Consider the following 18,272-nt stretch of genomic DNA (forward strand, 5'->3'; position numbering starts at 1 on the left):
CATAACTTGTCAAGCGGCATCGGCGAGATTCGCCGTCCGTGATTTCTCGTGGGAGGACCGAGCCTATGACCCTGCCGATCGAAACGCCTGCGGTGCTCGTCGATCTCGACATCGCCCGCCGAAACGTCCACGCCTTCCAGGCCTATGCCGATCGGCACGGCATCCGCGTGCGTCCGCACATCAAGACGCACAAGCTGCCGCAGATGGCCGACCTGCAGCTCGAGGCAGGGGCCATCGGAATAACCTGCCAGAAGGTTTCCGAAGCGGAGGCGATGATCGACGGCAGCGCGCGGATCAAGGATGTGCTGATCACATACAACATCCTCGGCGAAGCAAAGCTTGCGCGCCTGGCCAGATTGAACGCGCGGGTGATCCTCAGTGTGGTGGCGGACAATCCGACGGTCATCGACGGGCTGTCAGCCCATTTTGCCGGTGCGGAGAATCCGCTCACGGTGCTGGTCGAATGCAACACGGGCGGCGATCGCTGCGGCGTCGCGACCCCCGAAGCGGCGGCTGACCTTGCCCGGCACATAACAGATGCAGCGGGATTGCGGTTCGGCGGCTTGATGACCTATCCGCCGGTCGGTAGTGCGGCGCGGGTGCAATCCTTCATGAGCGAGGCGAAACGGCTGATCGAGGCGGATGGGCTGGAGGTTCCGAGCATTACGTCGGGTGGCACGCCGAGCATGATGCAAGCGGCCGAAGCGCCAGTCGCAACCGAGTATCGGCCAGGCACCTATATCTACAACGATCGCTCGCTCGTCTCCCGCGGTGTCGCGACTTGGCAGGACTGTGCGCTCACCGTGCTTGCCACTGTCGTCTCCGTGCCGGCGCCGAACAGGGCGATCATCGACGCCGGCAGCAAGGTGTTGACCTCCGACCTTCTCGGTCTCACGGGCTACGGCCATGTGCTCGGGCGCGACGACATCCGCATCGACCAGCTTTCGGAGGAACATGGCCGGCTCGTTTCCGATGGCCTGATCGGCCTCCAGGTCGGCGAGCAGCTTCGCATCGTACCGAACCACGCCTGCGTGGTGACCAATATGGTCGATATCGTCAATGTGGTCGAAGGCGGCGAGCCGATCGCTAAGTGGACCGTCGTCGCCCGCGGCCGCGTTCTCTAATCGTCTTTCAACCGCATCTTCGAGAGATAGGAGCAGCGCCATAAGTCGCTTAGGCGAAGTGGCCGAGTCATATTTCGTAGCCCGCAATCGTCAGATGCCGCAAATGCAGTTATGTTAGCGCGGCCAAGATGGGCATTCCTGCGACAAATCATCGGGAGGCTGGTCGGCAGGGGCAAGAAATTCCCGGAAACGCCTAAACAAGGATAGGAGATTTCCCGAATCCGCCCACTGGTGTCATATGTTTGCGTTGAGATAGTCGATTAAATTGATAGTTTTATCTGGCAAAGGATGGAGGTCGACATGAGTTCGAAAAGACTTGCCGGAATAGTGAAACTAGCACTTTTGGTCGGAAGCCTGCAGCTCGGCTCGATCGGCCTTGCCGCCGCTGATACGACAATCCTGAACGTGTCCTATGATCCGACGCGGGAACTCTATAAGGATTTCAATGCCGCCTTCGCTGAAAAGTGGCAGGCCGATACGGGCGAAACCGTAACAATCCAGACCTCGCATGGCGGCTCGGGCAAGCAGGCTCGATCTGTGATCGACGGCCTCGAAGCCGATGTGGTGACGTTGGCGCTCGAGGCCGACATCGACGCGATCGCCAAGGCGACCGGCAAGATCCCGGCCGACTGGAAAGGCCGCCTGGACAACAACAGTGCTCCTTATACGTCGACAATCGTCTTTCTGGTCCGCAAGGGCAATCCAAAGGGCATCAAGGACTGGGGCGACCTGACCAAGGAAGACATTCAGGTGATCACCCCGAACCCGAAGACCTCGGGCGGCGCCCGCTGGAACTTCCTGGCCGCCTGGGCCTGGGCGCGTGCCGCCAACGGCGGCGACGATGCCAAGGCGCAGGAATATGTGACGCAGCTCTTCAAGCACGTTCCGGTCCTCGATACCGGTGCGCGTGGCGCAACCACCACCTTCGTGCAGCGGGGACTCGGCGACGTGCTGCTCGCCTGGGAGAACGAAGCCTATCTTTCTCTCGAAGAACTCGGCCCCGACAATTTCGAGATCGTCACGCCTTCGATTTCGATCAAGGCCGAGCCGCCGGTGGCCCTCATCGACGGCAATGTCGACAGCAAGGGCACCCGCAAGGTGGCCGAAGCTTACCTCAACTATCTCTACAGCGATGCCGGGCAGAAGATCGCCGCCAAGCACTACTACCGGCCGTTCAAGCCGGAACTGGCGGACCCCAAGGACACGGCCCGCTTCGCCGATCTCAAACTGGTCACTATTGACGAATTCGGCGGTTGGAAGGAAGCTCAACCGAAATTCTTCGCCGATGGCGGCGTTTTCGATCAGATCTACAAGCCGGGACAATAAACCCAATGGCCGTTCGCAGCAGCACGCGATGGCGGTTTCGGCAGCCGAGCGTCCTTCCGGGTTTCGGATTGGCGCTCGGCGTCACACTGACATGGCTTACCCTCATCGTTCTCATCCCCCTTTCCGGCCTGATCTGGCGCTCAAGTGGCCTCGGCTGGTCCAATTTCATGGCACTGGTCCTTGACGAGCGCACCGTCAACGCGTTGACGATCAGCTTCGGCACGGCCTTCATCGCCGCGGTCGTCAACCTCATCTTCGGCGTCATTCTCGCCTGGGTGCTGGTGCGTTATCGGTTTCCCGGCAAGCGGGTGATAGACGCCATGGTCGATCTGCCCTTCGCGCTGCCGACGGCGGTCGCCGGCATCGCCTTGACGGCGCTCTATGCGCCGAACGGCTGGATCGGCTCGCTCCTCGAACCGCTCGGCATCAAGATCGCCTTCACGCCGGCCGGCATCGTCGTGGCGCTCGTCTTCGTCGGTCTGCCCTTCGTGGTGCGCACGGTTCAACCCGTCATGGAGGAAATCGACAAGGAGGTCGAAGAGGCGGCCGCGACGCTCGGCGCCAAACGGTATCAAACGATCAGCCGGGTGCTGCTGCCGGGTCTGCTTCCGGCCGGACTGACCGGCTTTGCGCTTGCCTTTGCCCGCGGCGTCGGCGAGTACGGTTCGGTGATCTTCATCGCCGGCAATCTGCCCTATGTCTCGGAGATCGCACCGCTGCTGATCATTATCCGTCTGGAGGAATTCAACTATCCCGCTGCGACCGCTATCGCGACGGTGATGCTGGTCCTCTCCTTCATCATGCTGCTCATCATCAACACGATCCAGTCCTGGAGCAGACGGAGATACAGTAATGGCGCTTGATACCAGCTCAGCGCCGACGGCGGCGCCATCCAAAATCGTGAAAACGGCAACCTCCGAAACGCGATTTGCGCGTCTCACGCTGATCATCGTTGCGCTCGGTTTCGTTGCCCTCTTCCTGCTCTTACCCTTGGCGACCGTCTTTATCGAGGCGTTTCGCAAGGGACCGGTCGAGTTCGCGACGGCGCTTCGCGATCCCGAGACCCTTTCGGCGATCCGCCTGACGCTGACCGTCGCCGCGATCTCCGTCCCGCTGAACCTTATTTTCGGAGTGGCGGCCGCCTGGGCGATCGCCAAGTTCGAGTTCAAGGGCAAGGCGTTCCTAACGACCCTGATCGACCTGCCCTTCTCCGTCTCGCCGGTGATCTCGGGCCTCGTCTTCGTCTTGTTGTTCGGCGCCAACAGCGCTCTTGGCCCCTTCCTGCAGGAGCACGGCATTCAGATTCTCTTCGCCGTGCCGGGCCTTGTGCTTGCCACGGTTTTCGTCACCTTTCCGTTCGTTGCCCGCGAACTCATCCCGCTGATGCAGGAGCAGGGGACGAGCGACGAGGAAGCGGCGCTGTCGCTCGGGGCGACGGGCTGGCAGACCTTCTGGCATGTGACGCTGCCGAACATCAAATGGGGCCTGCTCTACGGCGTGCTGCTCTGCAATGCCCGGGCGATGGGCGAGTTCGGCGCCGTCTCCGTGGTTTCCGGTCATATTCGCGGCCAAACGAACACCATGCCCTTGCAGGTCGAAATCCTCTATAATGAGTATAACTTCGTCGCCGCATTCGCGGTGGCGACAGTCCTTGCGCTTCTGGCGCTGGTGACGCTCGTTCTGAAGACGGCACTTGAACTTCGTTACAGCGACGAGATCGCTGCCAGCCGCAGGCATTGAAAGGTCCAGACATCCATGGAAGTCCGCGTCCAGAACATACGCAAGGAATTCGGCCGCTTTCCGGCGCTCGACGACGTATCGCTCGACATCCGGTCCGGCGAACTGATCGCGCTGCTCGGCCCGTCCGGCTCCGGCAAGACGACGCTGCTGCGGCTGATCGCCGGGCTCGAAAGCCCAACCGACGGGACGATCTTCTTCGGCGCCGAGGACGCGTCGCGGAAGAGTGTGCAGCAGCGAAACATCGGTTTCGTCTTCCAGCACTATGCGCTGTTCCGGCACATGACCGTGCTCGACAACGTCTCCTTCGGGCTGAAGGTCAGGCCCTCCAGCCGGCGTCCGCCGGCCGCCGAGATCCGCCGCCGGGCCCTCGATCTCCTCGAACTGGTGCAGCTTTCCGGCCTGGAAAAGCGCTATCCGGCCCAGCTCTCCGGCGGCCAGCGCCAGCGCGTGGCGCTCGCCCGCGCCATGGCCGTGGAACCGAACGTCCTGCTGCTCGACGAACCCTTTGGTGCGCTCGACGCGCAGGTTCGCAAGGAGCTCCGCCGCTGGCTGCGCGAGATCCACGACCGCACCGGCCATACGACGGTCTTCGTCACCCACGACCAGGAGGAGGCGCTCGAGCTTGCCGACCGCGTCGTGGTAATGAGCAAGGGTGCGATCGAGCAGGTCGGCACGCCCGACGAGATCTACGACCGCCCGGTGTCGCCTTTCGTCTACGGCTTCATCGGTCAGTCGAACTGCATCGACGTCACGCTTTCGAGCGGAGAGATCTGGTTCGAGGACCGGCCGATCGGCCTGCGTGCCGCAAGCGAACCGGACGGGGCGGCGACCCTCTACTTCCGCCCGCACGACATCGAGCTCATCGACGGTTGCGGCGGCTGTCTCGCCGGCCTCGTCGCGGCGAGCCGACGCGTCGCGGGCACCCGGCACCTGGAGCTCGATCTCGGCAAGACCCATCCCTCGGTCGAGATCGAACTGCCGCCGGAACGGGCCTCCTCGACGGACCACACCCGCATCGCCTTCCGGCCGACCAAATGGACGCTTTTCCGCAAGCAAGGCGGCTTAGCAGCCATCCCGCAACGGGTGGAAGTACCCGCGAGCGAATTGGCACGCACCGGCACCTGAACGGGCGTCGCAGACGTGCCGCCATGCGGCGATTCGAAGTGCTACAGCGACCTTTGTGCTTCTGAAAAGAACACGGCGCTGTAGTGCCGGGATGACGTTTGTTCTATCAGAGCGATAGCGTCGGCTCGGGATTCCGCAACCGGCTGCCCATCGCCTTTGGAGCCACCTCATGACCGTCATCGAAGAGCTTGTCCGAACCCTCGGCGACGTCCTACTGACCGGCGACCGCATCGGCGACCGCTATCGCAGCGATGCCAGCCTGAGCGGACGCAGCCTGCCGAAGGTCGTCATTCGTCCGGCGAGCGTGGCCGACGTCGCCACCGCCCTCAGCATCTGCAACGAGCACCGCCAGAGCGTGGTGCCGCAGGGCGGCATGGCCGGTCTTGCCGGCGGCGCCAATCCGGACGCAGACGATATCGTCATCTCGCTGGAGCGGATGAGCGGCATCGAGGAGATCGACAGCGCCGCCGCAACGATGACGGTGCTTGCCGGAACGCCGCTCGAAGTGGCGCCGCGCGCCGCCGAGGAAGCGGGATTCCTGCTGCCAATCGATCTCGGCGCCCGCGGCTCCTGCCAGATCGGCGGCAATCTCGCCACCAATGCCGGCGGCATCCGGATCATCCGCCACGGTGTGACGCGCGACAACGTGCTTGGCCTCGAAACAACGTGCTTGGCCTCGAGCCCGTACTGGCCGATGGCACCGTGCTTTGGCGTGCGGCGCCGCCCTCCGCGAGGCGTTTCCTTCGGCCCATATCTCGTTCTTCGGCCACGTCGCCGACAGCAACCTGCACATCGCCCTTCTCGGTGCCGGACGCGGACGCCGAGACGCTACACGAGGTCGACGGGATCGTCTATGCCTTGTCGACCGCTACCACGGCGCGATCTCTGCGGAACACGGCATCGGCATCCTGAAACGCGACTTTCTCGACCGCTCCCGCAGCCCTGCGGAGCTCGAGGTGATGCGGCGCATCAAGACTGCGCTCGACCCCAACGGTATTTTGAATCCCGGCAAGGTACTTGGCCGATGATGACTTACTCAAGCCACGACGCTGGCGATTTCGGCAGCCGGCCTTCCGGGTCGATGACCTCGAGTTGAGGGCCGCCGCGCCCGTTCCAGCGCCAGAGGGCCACACAAGTGCCGCCGGGTGACATGTAGGACGGATAAATGACACCGTCGTAGCCGCGCTTCAAAAGGTCGGAGTGGGTCTTGTGCGTCGGCGGCAACAAGCACCTATCGAGCTCGTCGCGCCACTCGCAGCGGTGAATGGTTTCCTCGAGTCCGAGTTCGGCAAGGACATCGCCATCCGTGAGATCCACCAGCTTCGCATCGCGAAGCTCGAGCTGCACGATCAGCGCCGGATGCTGCACGAAGCCTTGATTGTATTCCGCCCAGGCGGTGGAAAGTTCGCGTGCGGCATAGATCGCCGGGGTGCCGATCGGATTCCATCGGCCGCCGAAGCGGGCGGCGCCGTCGCCGGAAAGCGGCATATGGGCCCAGCGCGGCACGAAGGCGCGCCAGAGCGTCATCGGCCCGGCCGACGCAGGCGGAGAACCGCTCACGCGTTTCCTCGTCCCGCTCTCAAGCGTAGACGCCGGCGCGGATGGCTTCGAGATAGGCGAGGACCTTGTCGGCCTTGCCTTCGCCGACCAGGTCGAATGCGGTCTTGCCGGCCCAGCCGGGGATCGGCTGGTGCTTGAACCAGATGACGGCGCGCGCTTCGTCTCCCGCCATCTCGGATGCCATGGCAAGAATGCGAACGACCTTGCTCAAGGCGCTGTCGACCTTGCGCGCGCCGGACTTTGCCGTCAGCGTATTGCGCGCGACGCCAATCAGCTTGGCGAGTTCGGCAAGCGTGACGCCGAGCCGATCGGCGACAAGGCGCGCCGACAGGAACGGGGAGTGATCATCCCCGAAACGCGCCGCCGGTATTTGGAAATCGACCGCCACCATGACAGAGCTCGATCCTGTTTTGATCAGTTCATCATGAAAATAGGATCAGTTGCCGCTCAATTCAAGCACAATTCGAAACCTTGGCCGGAAGGCTCAGGTCCGCCAGGAAGGTTCGCGGCGTCCGAAGAAGGCGGAAACCCCTTCCCGGGCTTCGTCCGTTTCCCATGTGTCAGCGAGTTGTTCGATCGTGGCGGCGATGACGGCGTCGGTAATTGGGCTCCCGAGTGACCGAGCGAGCCGCTTGGCGCGGCCGGCCGCCCCCGGCGCCGCCGCCAGATAGGACGCAACTTCCGCTTCGACGGCCGCATCCAGCGTGGCGACGTTGACAACCATCGACACCAGTCCGGCGGCTTTCGCCTCCTCGGCTCCGAAAATCCGCGCGGACATAAACAGAGGCCGCGCCCGTGCCTCGCCGATCCGGGCGATGACATAGGGGCTGATCGTCGCCGGGATGAGCCCGAGGCGGGTTTCTGTCAGCCCGAATTTTGCCCCGTTCTCTGCGATGACGGCATCGCACACGCTGATCAGCCCGACGCCGCCGCCGAAGGCGTTGCCATGGACGCGCGCGATCAAGGGTTTCGGCATCTCGTTCAACGCCTTGAACATCATCGCCAGCCGCGTCGCCTCGGCGATCCGCGTCTGCCTGTCGACGGTAAACTGTTGCCGCATCCAATCCAGGTCGCCACCTGCGCAGAAGCTTTTGCCATCTGCCACGAGGGCGACCGCCCGCACCGTCGCATCGGCTCCAAGCCGGCCCGCCACGTCCGTGAGTTCGCTGATCATCAGGGCAGAGAGCGCGTTGTGCTTTTCCGGGCGGGCGAGCGTCAGCCGTACAATGCCACGCTCATCGCTCGCGTAACGGATCGTCTGATAAGTCATGCCGCACTCCTCAATGATCGCGCGAAGGCGGCGGCGCGATCGAGCTTTTCGGCATCGAGACCTGTCGAAAAACCTCTCTTCTGCAGGAAAGTGTTCACCGCGACCGTATCGACATTGCCGGCTGCGCCCGGCGCATAGGGGCATCCGCCGAGACCCCCGCCAGATGCGTCGAACACCCTTAGCCCACGTTCGAGTCCGACCGCGATATTTTCGAGTGCGCGACCCGACGTATCGTGGAAATGGCCTGCGAGCTTCGTTGCGGCAATCTCGCCGAGCACCGCTTCCAGCATAGCGTCGATGGCTTCCGGGGTACCACGCCCAATCGTGTCGCCCAGGCTGATCTCGTAGCAGCCGAGGTCGGCAAGCAGCCGCGCCACGTGGACCGTCGCCGCCGGCGCGATTGCACCCTCATAGGGGCACTCGACGACGCAGCTCACATAGCCGCGCAGCGGAAGGCGGTGATGGCGGCTCGCCTCCGCCACCGGGCGGAACCGCTCGATGCTTTCGGCGATCGAACAGTTGATGTTCTTTTGGGAGAAGCTTTCGGAGGCGGAAGCGAAGATCGCTACCTCGTCGGCGCCGGAGGCAAGGGCGGCCTCGAAGCCGCGCATGTTCGGCGTCAGCGCCGCATAGCGCGTGCCCTGGCGTCTCGCAATTCCGGCCATTACTGCCGGAGCATCGGCCATCTGCGGCACCCAGCGCGGACTGACGAAACTCGTCACCTCGATCCGCTCGTAGCCGCAGTCGGAAAGCAGGTCGACAAGTCTGATCTTGTCGCCGGTATCGACGAGCCTCGCCTCGTTCTGCAGGCCGTCCCGGGGCGCCATCTCCACGATCGTCACATGTTCGCCTTGCTGCGACGTCATTCGGCAGCCTCCTCGTCGAGCTTGACGAGCACGGTGCCTTCGCTGACCTGCGCGCCCTCTGCGACATGCACGCTTGCAACCTTGCCTTCCCGCGTCGCGGACAGCGTCAGCTCCATTTTCATCGCCTCCATGACGACGAGCGGCTGGCCCTTGGAGACCGCCTCGCCGGCGCCGACGCGCACCAGCTTGATGAGGCCTGGCATGGGCGCGATGAGTTCGTCATCGGCGACCTCGCTGCTGTGCCCGCCCGAAAGCGAATCCGGCAGGTGGAAGACCCAGTTGCGGCCGCCGAGGAACAAGGTCAATGTCTCGCCGTCGCGGAGGAAGCGAAACAAGCGCTTCTGCCCGGAGACCTCCAGCCGGGCGCCGTCCTCGAACCGCTCGAGCACCAGAACCGGCAGAGTACTCGACCCGGCATGCACTGCGAACTGGTCGCGTCCGCGCGCCCTAAGGGTTGCGGCCCAGCGGCTTCCCCCCTGCTCGATCGTGACCGTCCGCTGCGCGTCGCCCCAGATCTGCCAATAGCCGAGCGACGACCATGGATCGCTTGTGACGACGGGATCGAGCACGCCCGTCGCAACGATTGCCGCCAGCGCCAGCGCCTCGTCGTTCGGCGCAACCGGCGCCGTCAGCCGCTCGATTTCGCGGTCGATCAGCCCTGTATCCGGCCTGCCCGAACGGAAATCGTGCTCTTCCGTCAGGCGGATGAGGAAGTCGAGATTGGTGACCGTACCGCCGATCCGGCATTCCTTAAGCGCCGCCTGCAATTGGCCAAGGGCCGCCGACCGGTTGGGGCCATGGACGATGAGCTTGGCGATCAACGGATCGTAATAGGGTGTGACCATGTCGCGCTGCCGCACCCCGGAGTCGATCCGCACATTGCCGTCGGGAAAGTGCAAGTGCTTCAACCGGCCGATTGCGGGCAAGAATCCCTTGGCGGGATCCTCCGCGTAGATCCGCGCCTCGAACGACCAGCCGTCTATGTGGATGTCGGACTGCTTTTTCGGCAGAGGCTCCCCGGCGGCAACGCGCAACTGCCACTCGACGAGGTCGAAGCCGGTGATCGCTTCCGTCACCGGGTGCTCCACCTGCAATCTCGTGTTCATCTCCATGAAAAAGAACTGATCCGGCCAGAGCCCATCCGTCACGTCGGCGATGAACTCGACGGTCCCGGCGCCGACATAGCCGATCGCCCGCGCTGCCCTCACCGCCGCATCGCCCATGGCGCGGCGCACCTCGGCGGTCATGCCCGGTGCCGGCGCCTCCTCGATCACCTTCTGGTGCCGGCGCTGCAGCGAGCAATCGCGTTCGAAGAGATGGACGATATTGCCTTGCCGGTCGCCGAACACCTGAACCTCGATGTGGCGCGGCCTGGACAGATATTTTTCGATCAGCACCGAGCCGTCGCCGAAGGCTGCCTCGGCCTCCCGCCGGGCAGCCTCGAGCGCCGAGCCGAAATCCTCCGGCCGGTCTACGCGCCGCATGCCCTTGCCGCCGCCGCCGGCGCGGGCCTTGATCAGCACCGGGTAGCCGATCTCGGCAGCCTGCGCCGTCAGGAACGCAGCATCCTGCTCTTCGCCGTGATAGCCGGGCACGACCGGAACGCCGGCGCGCTCCATCAGCGCCTTGGCCGCGTCCTTCAATCCCATGGCGCGGATCGCGTCCGGCGAAGGCCCGACGAACACCATGCCCGCGGCCTCAACTGCGGCGGCAAAGTCGGCATTCTCCGAAAGAAAACCGTAGCCCGGATGAATGGCGTCCGCGCCGACGCTTCTCGCCGCCGCGATGATGCGCTCGATCGACAGATAGCTCTCGGCGGCCGGCGCGGGCCCGATCCTCACCGCTTCATCGGCAAGTGCCACATGGAGCGCGTCGTCGTCGGCATCGGAATAGACGGCCACAGTGCGGATGCCGAGCCGACGGGCTGTGCGAATGACGCGGCAGGCGATCTCACCACGATTGGCAATCAGGAGCTTCGAAAACATGCGCCTCACTTCCCGCTTTACTGCGCCGCCACCACTTCGACTTCGAGGAGCCAGGCAGAATCGAAGATGCCGGCAATCACCACCGTCATCGCCGGCGCCAGCGCCCCCAGATAGTCGTTGCGGATCTCGCGGTTCGCGACGAGATGATGCCTGTCGGCAAGATAGGTCGTGACCTTGACAATGTCGGCCTTGGACATGGCGGCGGCCTTCAGCTGTGCATCAACGTTCAGCCAAATCTGGCGGGCCTGCGCCTCGAAACCTTCCGGCACGACATCGTTCGAGTTCATCGGCACCTGACCGCTGACGAAAAGCAGACGCCGGAAATTCTCGATGCTGACTGCCTGCGAATAGCCGCCGCGCGGCTGCGGCGCGCTCATGGCGTTGATATTGTCGCGTTTCATTCCCCAGCCCTCCCCGCTACATCCTGAACAGGCCGAAACGGGTGTCCTCGACCGGCGCGTTCAGCGCAGCCGACAGCGACAGCGCCAGCACCTCCCGGCTCTTGCGCGGATCGACGACGCCATCGTCCCACAGACGCGCCGACGCGTAGAGCGGATGGCTCTGACGCTCGAAGAGATCGAGAACCGGCTGGCGAAAGCGAGCCTCCTCCTCTTCGTTCCAGGGAGTCCCGGCGCGCCTGAGCGCCTCGCCGCGCACGGTCGAAAGCACGCCCGCCGCCTGTTCGCCGCCCATCACCGAGATGCGGCTGTTCGGCCAGGTCCACAGGAAGCGCGGCGAGAATGCTCGTCCGCACATGCCGTAGTTACCGGCTCCGAACGAGCCGCCGACCAGCATGGTGATCTTCGGAACCTGCACGGTTGCAACAGCCGTCACCAGCTTGGCGCCGTGCTTGGCGATGCCTTCGGTCTCGTATTTGCGCCCGACCATGAAGCCGGTGATGTTCTGCAGGAAGACGAGCGGGATCCTGCGCTGGGCGCAGAGCTCGACGAAATGGGCGCCCTTCAGCGCCGATTCCGAAAACAGCACGCCATTATTGGCGACGATGCCGACCGGGATGCCGTGGATATGGGCGAAGCCGCAGACGAGCGTCGTGCCGAAGCGTGCCTTGAACTCGTCGAACCGTGAGCCGTCGACGATCCGGGCGATCACTTCGCGAATTTCATAGGGCGTCTTCAGGTCGCCGGGGACGATGCCGGCGATCTCGTCCGGATCGTAGAGCGGCGGTTCCGGCTTGCGAAGCTCCACGGATTGCGGCTTCTCGCGGTTGAGCGCGGCGACAGCGCGTCGGGCGAGCGCCAGCGCGTGCGGGTCGTCGCGCGCCAGGTGATCGGCAACGCCGGAGAGCCGCGTATGTACGTCGGCGCCGCCGAGGTCCTCGGCTGAAACCACCTCTCCGGTCGCCGCCCGCACCAGCGGCGGGCCGGCGAGAAAGATCGTTCCCTGACCTTCGACGATGATCGTCTCGTCGGACATCGCCGGCACATAGGCGCCGCCTGCCGTGCAGGAGCCCATGACCACGGCGATCTGCGGGATCCCGGCCGCCGACATGTTGGCCTGATTATAGAAGATGCGGCCGAAGTGGTCGCGATCCGGAAAGACCTCGTCCTGGTTCGGCAGGTTCGCGCCGCCGGAATCGACCAGATAGACGCAGGGAAGCCTATTCTCGGCGGCGATCTCCTGCGCCCTCAGATGCTTCTTCACCGTCACCGGATAATAGGTGCCGCCTTTGACGGTGGGGTCGTTGCAGACGACCATGCATTCGCGGCCGGAAATCCGCCCTATGCCGGCAATCAGCCCGGCGGCCGGTGCGTCGCCATTATACATCCCATGCGCGGCCGTCGCTGCAATCTCGAGAAAGGGCGTGCCCGGATCGACGAGGGCCGCCACCCGGTCCCGCGGCAGGAGCTTGCCGCGGCTGACATGGCGCTCGCGTGCGGTCTCTCCACCGCCGCCCGCCGCCAGCCGCACCGCTTCCTCTATCGTCGAGATCGCCTCTGCCATAGCGGCACGGTTTGCCTTGAACACATCCGAGGATGGCGAGATGTGCGATCGCAATATTGTCATTGTCCCCCAGCCCTGCCCTTCCTCATTCCAGCGGTGCGCCGCGTCCCCGGCTATTTCGTTTCGGCAAAAAGTTCGCGCCCGATCAGCATGCGGCGGATCTCGCTCGTGCCGGCGCCGATCTCGTAGAGCTTGGCGTCACGCAGCAGGCGGCCGGCCGGATAGTCATTGGTGTAGCCGTTGCCGCCGAGCGCCTGGATCGCCTCGAGCGCCATGGCGGTTGCCTTCTCGGCCGCATAGAGAATGCAGCCGGCAGCATCCTTGCGCGCCGTCGCGCCGCGATCACAGGCCGCCGCAACCGCATAGACATAGGCGCGTGCCGTATTCATCGTCACATACATGTCGGCAAGTTTTCCCTGCATCAACTGGAATTCGCCGATCGGCTGGCCGAACTGCTTGCGTTCATGGAGATAGGGGACGACGACATCGAGGCAAGCCGCCATGATGCCGAGCGGCCCGGCGGAAAGCACGACCCGCTCATAGTCGAGACCTGACATCAGCACCTTGACGCCTTCGCCGACCGTGCCGAGCACATTCTCTTCCGGCACCTCGCAGTCCTTGAAGATGAGTTCGCACGTGTTCGAGCCGCGCATGCCGAGCTTGTCGAGCTTCTGGCCGGTCGAAAAGCCAGGGAAGGTCTTTTCGACGAGAAAGGCGGTGATGCCGCGCGGCCCGGCCGCCGGATCGGTCTTGGCATAGACGACCAGCACGTCGGCATCCGGGCCGTTGGTGATCCACATCTTGTTGCCGTTCAAGACGTACTGGTCGCCGCGCTTGTCGGCCTTGAGCTTCATCGAGACGACGTCTGAGCCGGCGCCAGGCTCCGACATGGCGAGCGCCCCGACATGCTCCCCCGAAATCAGCTTCGGCAGGTATTTCGCCTTCTGCGCGGCATTGCCGTTGCGGTTGATCTGGTTGACGCAGAGGTTGGAATGGGCCCCGTAGCTCAGGCCCACCGACGCCGAGGCGCGGCTGATCTCCTCCATGGCGACGCAATGGGCGAGATAGCCGAGTCCAGCGCCGCCATGGGCCTCGTCGGCGGTGATGCCGAGCAGGCCGAGTTCGCCCATCTCCCGCCAGAGCGGCGCCGGGAAGACGTTGCTGCGATCCGTTTCGTCCGCCAGCGGCGCGATCCGCTCGGACGAAAAGCGGCGCACGCTGTCCCGCAATGCATCGATCTCCTCGCCAAGGGCGAAATTCAATCCACCTTCAAACATTCCATTCTCCTCCCGACGCCCGCCGACGATCTCCTCCTCGTCGGGCGGACGCGCCGGCTCATGTTACCGCTACGCGGGCCTCTCGCGAACGATAACATCGCTGCCGGCTAATTTCCTTCCAAAGAGCTTGGCGGCCAAGCACGAATTGCAAAAGAAGGAGGGACGCAATCGGCGCAACGATGCTTTGATCGGCGGAAGGCGTAGACGCTGGGACGAGTTGTAGGCGGTCTTTGGCGAGGGCCATTGCTTGGCTTCGGATACAGATGCGGAGCCCCGCCGATCTCTAAGGGAATTGCCTCGAATTTCTCACATTCAGCGCTCCATATGGGGCATGCCGAAGCGTACCGACAAAGCAGGCATGGCCTTCCTCGTGCTTATCTGCATCCTCATCGCTCTTGTGGTCAGTATCCTCGCACTCGATCCCGGAGTGCAGGAGGCTCCGCCTGCCATGCCGACGATTGTTCCGGACAACTAGACCGGCCGTGGCCCTTGCCTACGGCCTCGGAATATGGCCCCATCAACAACCTGCCTGTGGCAACAGTTGGATGGCTTCCAATGACTGCGAAACCGGAAATTCTAGATCAGATTCTGGCTGATTTGATCAGCGACCAAATCGAGCAGCGTCATGCAAACGAACTCCGAGCGATTCTCTCAACCGGCAATGAGATCACCATGCACGGAAAGTTCACCGTCGGCCGGGACTTCATCATCTATCGAACGACGAAGGACGACAGCGGCAAATGGGCGATGACGCCCTTCTCTCAAATCGTGCAATTGATAATTTGACACCACGGCAGCGCGGCGAAGTCCCCTTAAGGACCGACGAGCCCAACGTCACGCTGGCCGCAGTCGGGGGCTCCTGTACCATGCCGATCGTAGTCCAAACACTCCTTCACCCAACGCCATCCCGTCGGAATCAAGATGGCATTGCGAGTCCCCTCACTCGGTGCCGCGCGGGCGGGCAAAATCGTTCACACCCTCCGCATCCGGCGCCTGGCCGTAGCTCATGCGCCGCATCTGCTCGATGACGCGCTCCATCTCGTCGTCGGGCAAGATCGGCGGTTCGCCGAGGGTGAGAGCCTGGACATAGATCCGCGACAGCGTTTCCACTTCGATCGCAAGCCAGAGCGCCGATTCGAGCGTCTTGCCGAGCGAGATCTGGCCGTGCTGGCCAAGCAGACAGGCCGTGCGATCCTTGAGCGCGACGAGCGCGTTGTCGGAGAGCGCCTGCGTGCCGAAGGTGGCGTAGCCGGCACAGCGGATCGTCGTGCCGCCGGCAATCCCAGTCATATAGTGGAAGCTCGGAATGATCTTGTGGTGGCAGGCGAGCGTCGTCGCATAGATCGAGTGGCAATGCAGCACCACGTCGATATCGGTGCGCGCGCGCAGGATATCCCGATGGAAACGCCATTCGGACGACGGCCGATGGCCGACATAGGTTCCGTTGAAATCCATCTCGACCAGATCTTCCGGCTGCATCGTGTCATAGGGCATGGAAGAGGGCGTGATCAGGAATCCGTCGCCGGCGCGGACCGAAAGATTGCCGGCCGTGCCCTGGTTGATGCCGCTCGAATTCATCCGCCGGCAGATGTCCACCATCTCGCGCCTCAGCGCCAGCTTGTCGGTCGTCGGGGTTTCAGCCATGGAAGCTTCCTTTCGTCTGTTCGAATTCGTCTCGCTTACTCGGCGCCGCGCGGGCAAGGTTGCGCCACTCGGCGCCATAGCGGCAAAGGTCCGGCTTCAATTCCGTGAGATCGGCCGGCTCGCCAAGCGGAAGCGGCGCGGGGTGCCGGCGCGTTTCGTGACCGGCAAGCAGCGCCGCGCCGGCCGCAACACCATAGGAATCGAGATTGAACCGCACCTCGCGCTCGGGCAGCAGGGCGGCCACGGACTGCGCATAGAGAGGATTGCGCAGGAAGCTGCCGTCCAGCACGACGAGGCGGTCGTCACCGAGCGCGTCGAGGCATTCGGCGGTCAGCAGCGCGCAATAGAGAAGCGCGAGCGCCTTGCGTTCCATCGCGCTCTCGGCCGGCGGTCCGACAAACCGACCGGCAGCCGCACTTCCAGGGAACAGGCCGTCGTCGTCACCGAAGGACGGCAGGGCGAACATCCGCTCTCCGATGAGCCTCGCCAAAACCTCCGCCGGTACGTCGTCGGCTGGAGGGTCGTTGCCGGCGATATGGGAAAATTCCCGCCCGCCCATGGTCAGGATGCCGCCGAGCCGGTTGCCGAAAACATCGCTGTTCAAGGTCATGCCGCGGTGCTCGTCGAGCCGCTCGATTGGCGTCGAGCCTGAAAAGCCGACGATCCAGGTCCCCGTCGAGATCACCGTGAAGTCCCGCAGCCCCGCAGCGTGGTACCGATAGTGATTGAGGCTGCTGTCGTGGCCGCCTGTCAGCACGGCTAACGCGCCAGGAAGGCCGAAGCGGCGGGCGAGCTCAGGCCGGATCGGCCCCAGAGTCTGCCAAGCCTTGGCGAAGGGCGGCATCAGCCGCTGCCAGCCGCGGGCGCCAACGATCGGCGCCCAGCGATCTGCCGCGACATTCCAGAGATGTGATTGCGCGCCGAGAAAGCTGGTTTCCGAGGCAGCGACGCCGGAGAGCCGCCAGGCCCAATATTGCGGCAGGCCGAGGTACCAGCGGGCTTTCCCGAACGCATCCGGCTCCCGCTCCTCCATCCAATAGAGCTGGCGGGCCTGATGCGTGGCGCCGTGCATCGTGGCACTGCCGCGATCGAGAAAGGAACCGGCCAGCGGCGCATAGCCGTCGCGGATGTCGGCCGGCAGGGGTTGCTCGTAGTCGATCATCGGCAGCACGGCACCATCGCCGGCATTCGGGTCGGCGCCGGTCAGGACGCCGCCAGAGCCGTGTCCGGAGGCGACGAAGGCGCTGAAGACATGGCGGCGCGAGAGGCTCGCCAGCGTCTCGAAGACCCATTCACCCAAGGCGTCGAGGTCGTGATGGCGCCAGGGCGGGCCAGGAAGAACGGGATTGGGAACGCTGAGTGTCTCAATGATCGTGCCGTCCGCATCGGCGGCGCTGAGCTTGACATTGGTCTTGCCGACGTCGAGGACGGCGACCATCGTCGCTGCATTTCCTCGGTCGCTCACCGCTGCCTCCACTTCCTGTCCCTCGATCGGCGGCGCGGCGGTCCAGCTGAGCCGGTCCGCCGTCGCTGCAGGTCTCTTCAGATCAGCCCGTACTGCCGTGCCTTGTTGCGCAGGAATGGCAGGCCGTTGCCCATCACTTCTTCCTCGTCCTTCGCGACCGGGCGCCAGACGGCGAGGCCGTAGGCCACTTCCGGCGGCATGTTGATGAAACTCTCCATGGCGAGCCCGCCCGTGAAGCCGATCGCCGCGAGTGTCGAAAAAATCTCATCCCAGCCGCAGGTGCCGTATCCGGGCGTGCCGCGGTCGCTCTCGGACAGATGGATGTATTTGAGATGCTCGCGCGCATCGAGGATGCCTTTGCCGACACCCTTCTCCTCAATGTTCATGTGATAGGTGTCGAGATGCACGAAGATGTTGTCGGCGCCGACCCGCTCGATCATCTTCACCGCCTGCCAACCGGTGTTGATCAGGTGGTTCTCATAACGGTTGACCGCTTCGACTCCGAGCTCGATGCCGCGCGTCTTGGCGTGCTTGGCAGCGGCCTCGAGCACGCGGGCAATGTTGTCGTACTCCTCCAAGGTCGGCGGCACGCCGGTCCGCTCGCCGATCCCGCCGTAGATGACGCCGGAGAGCGCCTCGCCGCCGAGATCGGCAGTCTTGTCGATCGCGACCTTCAAATGGTCGATCGCTGCATCGGGGCGCACCGAGGCCCAGGCGCGCTCCGGCAGGCCGAGCGAGCAGAGCGCGCGCAGCCGGTGTTTCTCCAGCAATGCGCGGGTGTGCTCCGTATCGACAGCGGGAGGATTGAGCATCGGTATTTCGATGAAATCGACCTGATATTTGACGGCCGCCGCGACTGCCCGCTCGGCGCCGGGCCGATCCCAATTCATAGTCCACATGCTCGTATGGACGCCAAAACCCTGCATGG

At 64.0% G+C, this 18,272-nt stretch carries 18 protein-coding genes and 1 pseudogene; 8 read left to right on the forward strand and 11 right to left on the reverse strand.

The annotated features are described in order from the left end of the window. Window positions 1-65: 65 nt before the first annotated feature. The 7 genes and pseudogenes from CO676_RS11710 to CO676_RS36020 all read left to right on the forward strand — a co-directional run bounded on the left by CO676_RS11710 (window position 66) and on the right by CO676_RS36020 (window position 6,343). Entirely contained in the window at window positions 66-1,124 is a 1,059-nt protein-coding gene (locus CO676_RS11710) for a D-TA family PLP-dependent enzyme (protein WP_097521176.1), read from the forward strand. Between the two features lie 300 nt (window positions 1,125-1,424). After that, complete coding sequence (locus tag CO676_RS11715; protein WP_097521248.1) at window positions 1,425-2,450, forward strand: sulfate ABC transporter substrate-binding protein; 1,026 nt, start codon at window positions 1,425-1,427, stop codon at window positions 2,448-2,450. A 5-nt stretch (window positions 2,451-2,455) separates the two neighbouring features. After that, complete coding sequence (cysT, locus tag CO676_RS11720; protein WP_097521178.1) at window positions 2,456-3,313, forward strand: sulfate ABC transporter permease subunit CysT; 858 nt, start codon at window positions 2,456-2,458, stop codon at window positions 3,311-3,313. Beyond that, complete coding sequence (gene cysW / locus CO676_RS11725) at window positions 3,303-4,190, forward strand: sulfate ABC transporter permease subunit CysW (RefSeq protein WP_097521180.1); 888 nt, start codon at window positions 3,303-3,305, stop codon at window positions 4,188-4,190. The genes cysT and cysW overlap by 11 nt, the downstream gene beginning before the upstream one ends. A 15-nt stretch (window positions 4,191-4,205) precedes the next feature. Continuing rightward, window positions 4,206-5,315 carry a sulfate/molybdate ABC transporter ATP-binding protein gene (locus CO676_RS11730; protein ID WP_097521182.1) on the forward strand — a complete coding sequence of 370 codons (1,110 nt, stop codon included), beginning with the start codon at window positions 4,206-4,208 and terminating at the stop codon, window positions 5,313-5,315. A 169-nt stretch (window positions 5,316-5,484) separates the two neighbouring features. Further along, window positions 5,485-5,919 (forward strand): annotated as a pseudogene (locus CO676_RS36015) (FAD-binding oxidoreductase); the annotation flags it as partial. Between the two features lie 103 nt (window positions 5,920-6,022). Then, window positions 6,023-6,343 (forward strand): FAD-linked oxidase C-terminal domain-containing protein, encoded by a 321-nt coding sequence (locus CO676_RS36020; protein WP_245424301.1) that lies wholly within the window; start codon window positions 6,023-6,025, stop codon window positions 6,341-6,343. 4 nt (window positions 6,344-6,347) lie between these two features. Here CO676_RS36020 and CO676_RS11740 read toward each other — a convergent pair whose 3' ends face one another. From CO676_RS11740 to CO676_RS11775, 8 genes are all read right to left on the reverse strand, one after another. After that, the gene (locus tag CO676_RS11740) at window positions 6,348-6,842 is read right to left on the reverse strand and encodes an RES domain-containing protein (protein WP_097521249.1); all 495 of its coding nucleotides are present in this window, start codon (window positions 6,840-6,842) and stop codon (window positions 6,348-6,350) included. A 52-nt stretch (window positions 6,843-6,894) separates the two neighbouring features. Next, a complete protein-coding gene (locus CO676_RS11745; RefSeq protein ID WP_097521184.1) occupies window positions 6,895-7,266 on the reverse strand; it encodes a DUF2384 domain-containing protein in 372 nt (123 codons plus the stop codon). A gap of 93 nt (window positions 7,267-7,359) precedes the next feature. Next, window positions 7,360-8,145, reverse strand: a complete 786-nt coding sequence (locus tag CO676_RS11750; RefSeq protein ID WP_097521186.1) for a crotonase/enoyl-CoA hydratase family protein — start codon at window positions 8,143-8,145, stop codon at window positions 7,360-7,362. After that, the gene (locus CO676_RS11755) at window positions 8,142-9,011 is read right to left on the reverse strand and encodes a hydroxymethylglutaryl-CoA lyase (RefSeq protein ID WP_097521187.1); all 870 of its coding nucleotides are present in this window, start codon (window positions 9,009-9,011) and stop codon (window positions 8,142-8,144) included. The genes CO676_RS11750 and CO676_RS11755 overlap by 4 nt, the downstream gene beginning before the upstream one ends. Continuing rightward, entirely contained in the window at window positions 9,008-10,996 is a 1,989-nt protein-coding gene (locus tag CO676_RS11760; RefSeq protein WP_097521190.1) for an acetyl/propionyl/methylcrotonyl-CoA carboxylase subunit alpha, read from the reverse strand. Before CO676_RS11760 ends, CO676_RS11755 begins: the two co-directional genes overlap by 4 nt. A 17-nt stretch (window positions 10,997-11,013) precedes the next feature. After that, window positions 11,014-11,397: a RidA family protein gene (locus CO676_RS11765; protein WP_014763892.1), complete on the reverse strand. Its 384-nt coding sequence runs from the start codon at window positions 11,395-11,397 to the stop codon at window positions 11,014-11,016. 16 nt (window positions 11,398-11,413) lie between these two features. Beyond that, a complete protein-coding gene (locus tag CO676_RS11770) occupies window positions 11,414-13,021 on the reverse strand; it encodes a carboxyl transferase domain-containing protein (RefSeq protein WP_097521192.1) in 1,608 nt (535 codons plus the stop codon). A gap of 50 nt (window positions 13,022-13,071) precedes the next feature. After that, window positions 13,072-14,235: an isovaleryl-CoA dehydrogenase gene (locus CO676_RS11775; protein ID WP_097521195.1), complete on the reverse strand. Its 1,164-nt coding sequence runs from the start codon at window positions 14,233-14,235 to the stop codon at window positions 13,072-13,074. A 555-nt stretch (window positions 14,236-14,790) separates the two neighbouring features. On the opposite strand from CO676_RS11775, the gene CO676_RS11780 reads away from it, so the two are divergent. Continuing rightward, entirely contained in the window at window positions 14,791-15,021 is a 231-nt protein-coding gene (locus tag CO676_RS11780; protein ID WP_097521197.1) for a hypothetical protein, read from the forward strand. Between the two features lie 153 nt (window positions 15,022-15,174). Here CO676_RS11780 and CO676_RS11785 read toward each other — a convergent pair whose 3' ends face one another. The 3 genes from CO676_RS11785 to CO676_RS11795 form a co-directional block, all read right to left on the reverse strand. Continuing rightward, window positions 15,175-15,879, reverse strand: coding sequence for a class II aldolase/adducin family protein (locus tag CO676_RS11785; RefSeq protein WP_097521199.1), 705 nt, complete (start codon window positions 15,877-15,879; stop codon window positions 15,175-15,177). Then, window positions 15,872-17,344, reverse strand: coding sequence for an FGGY-family carbohydrate kinase (locus CO676_RS11790; RefSeq protein ID WP_179875462.1), 1,473 nt, complete (start codon window positions 17,342-17,344; stop codon window positions 15,872-15,874). The genes CO676_RS11785 and CO676_RS11790 overlap by 8 nt, the downstream gene beginning before the upstream one ends. Window positions 17,345-17,421: 77 nt before the next feature. After that, complete coding sequence (locus tag CO676_RS11795) at window positions 17,422-18,270, reverse strand: sugar phosphate isomerase/epimerase (RefSeq protein WP_041415304.1); 849 nt, start codon at window positions 18,268-18,270, stop codon at window positions 17,422-17,424. Window positions 18,271-18,272: the final 2 nt, after the last annotated feature.

This window comes from Sinorhizobium sp. BJ1 (assembly GCF_002531555.1).
GTDB lineage: Bacteria > Pseudomonadota > Alphaproteobacteria > Rhizobiales > Rhizobiaceae > Sinorhizobium > Sinorhizobium fredii_B.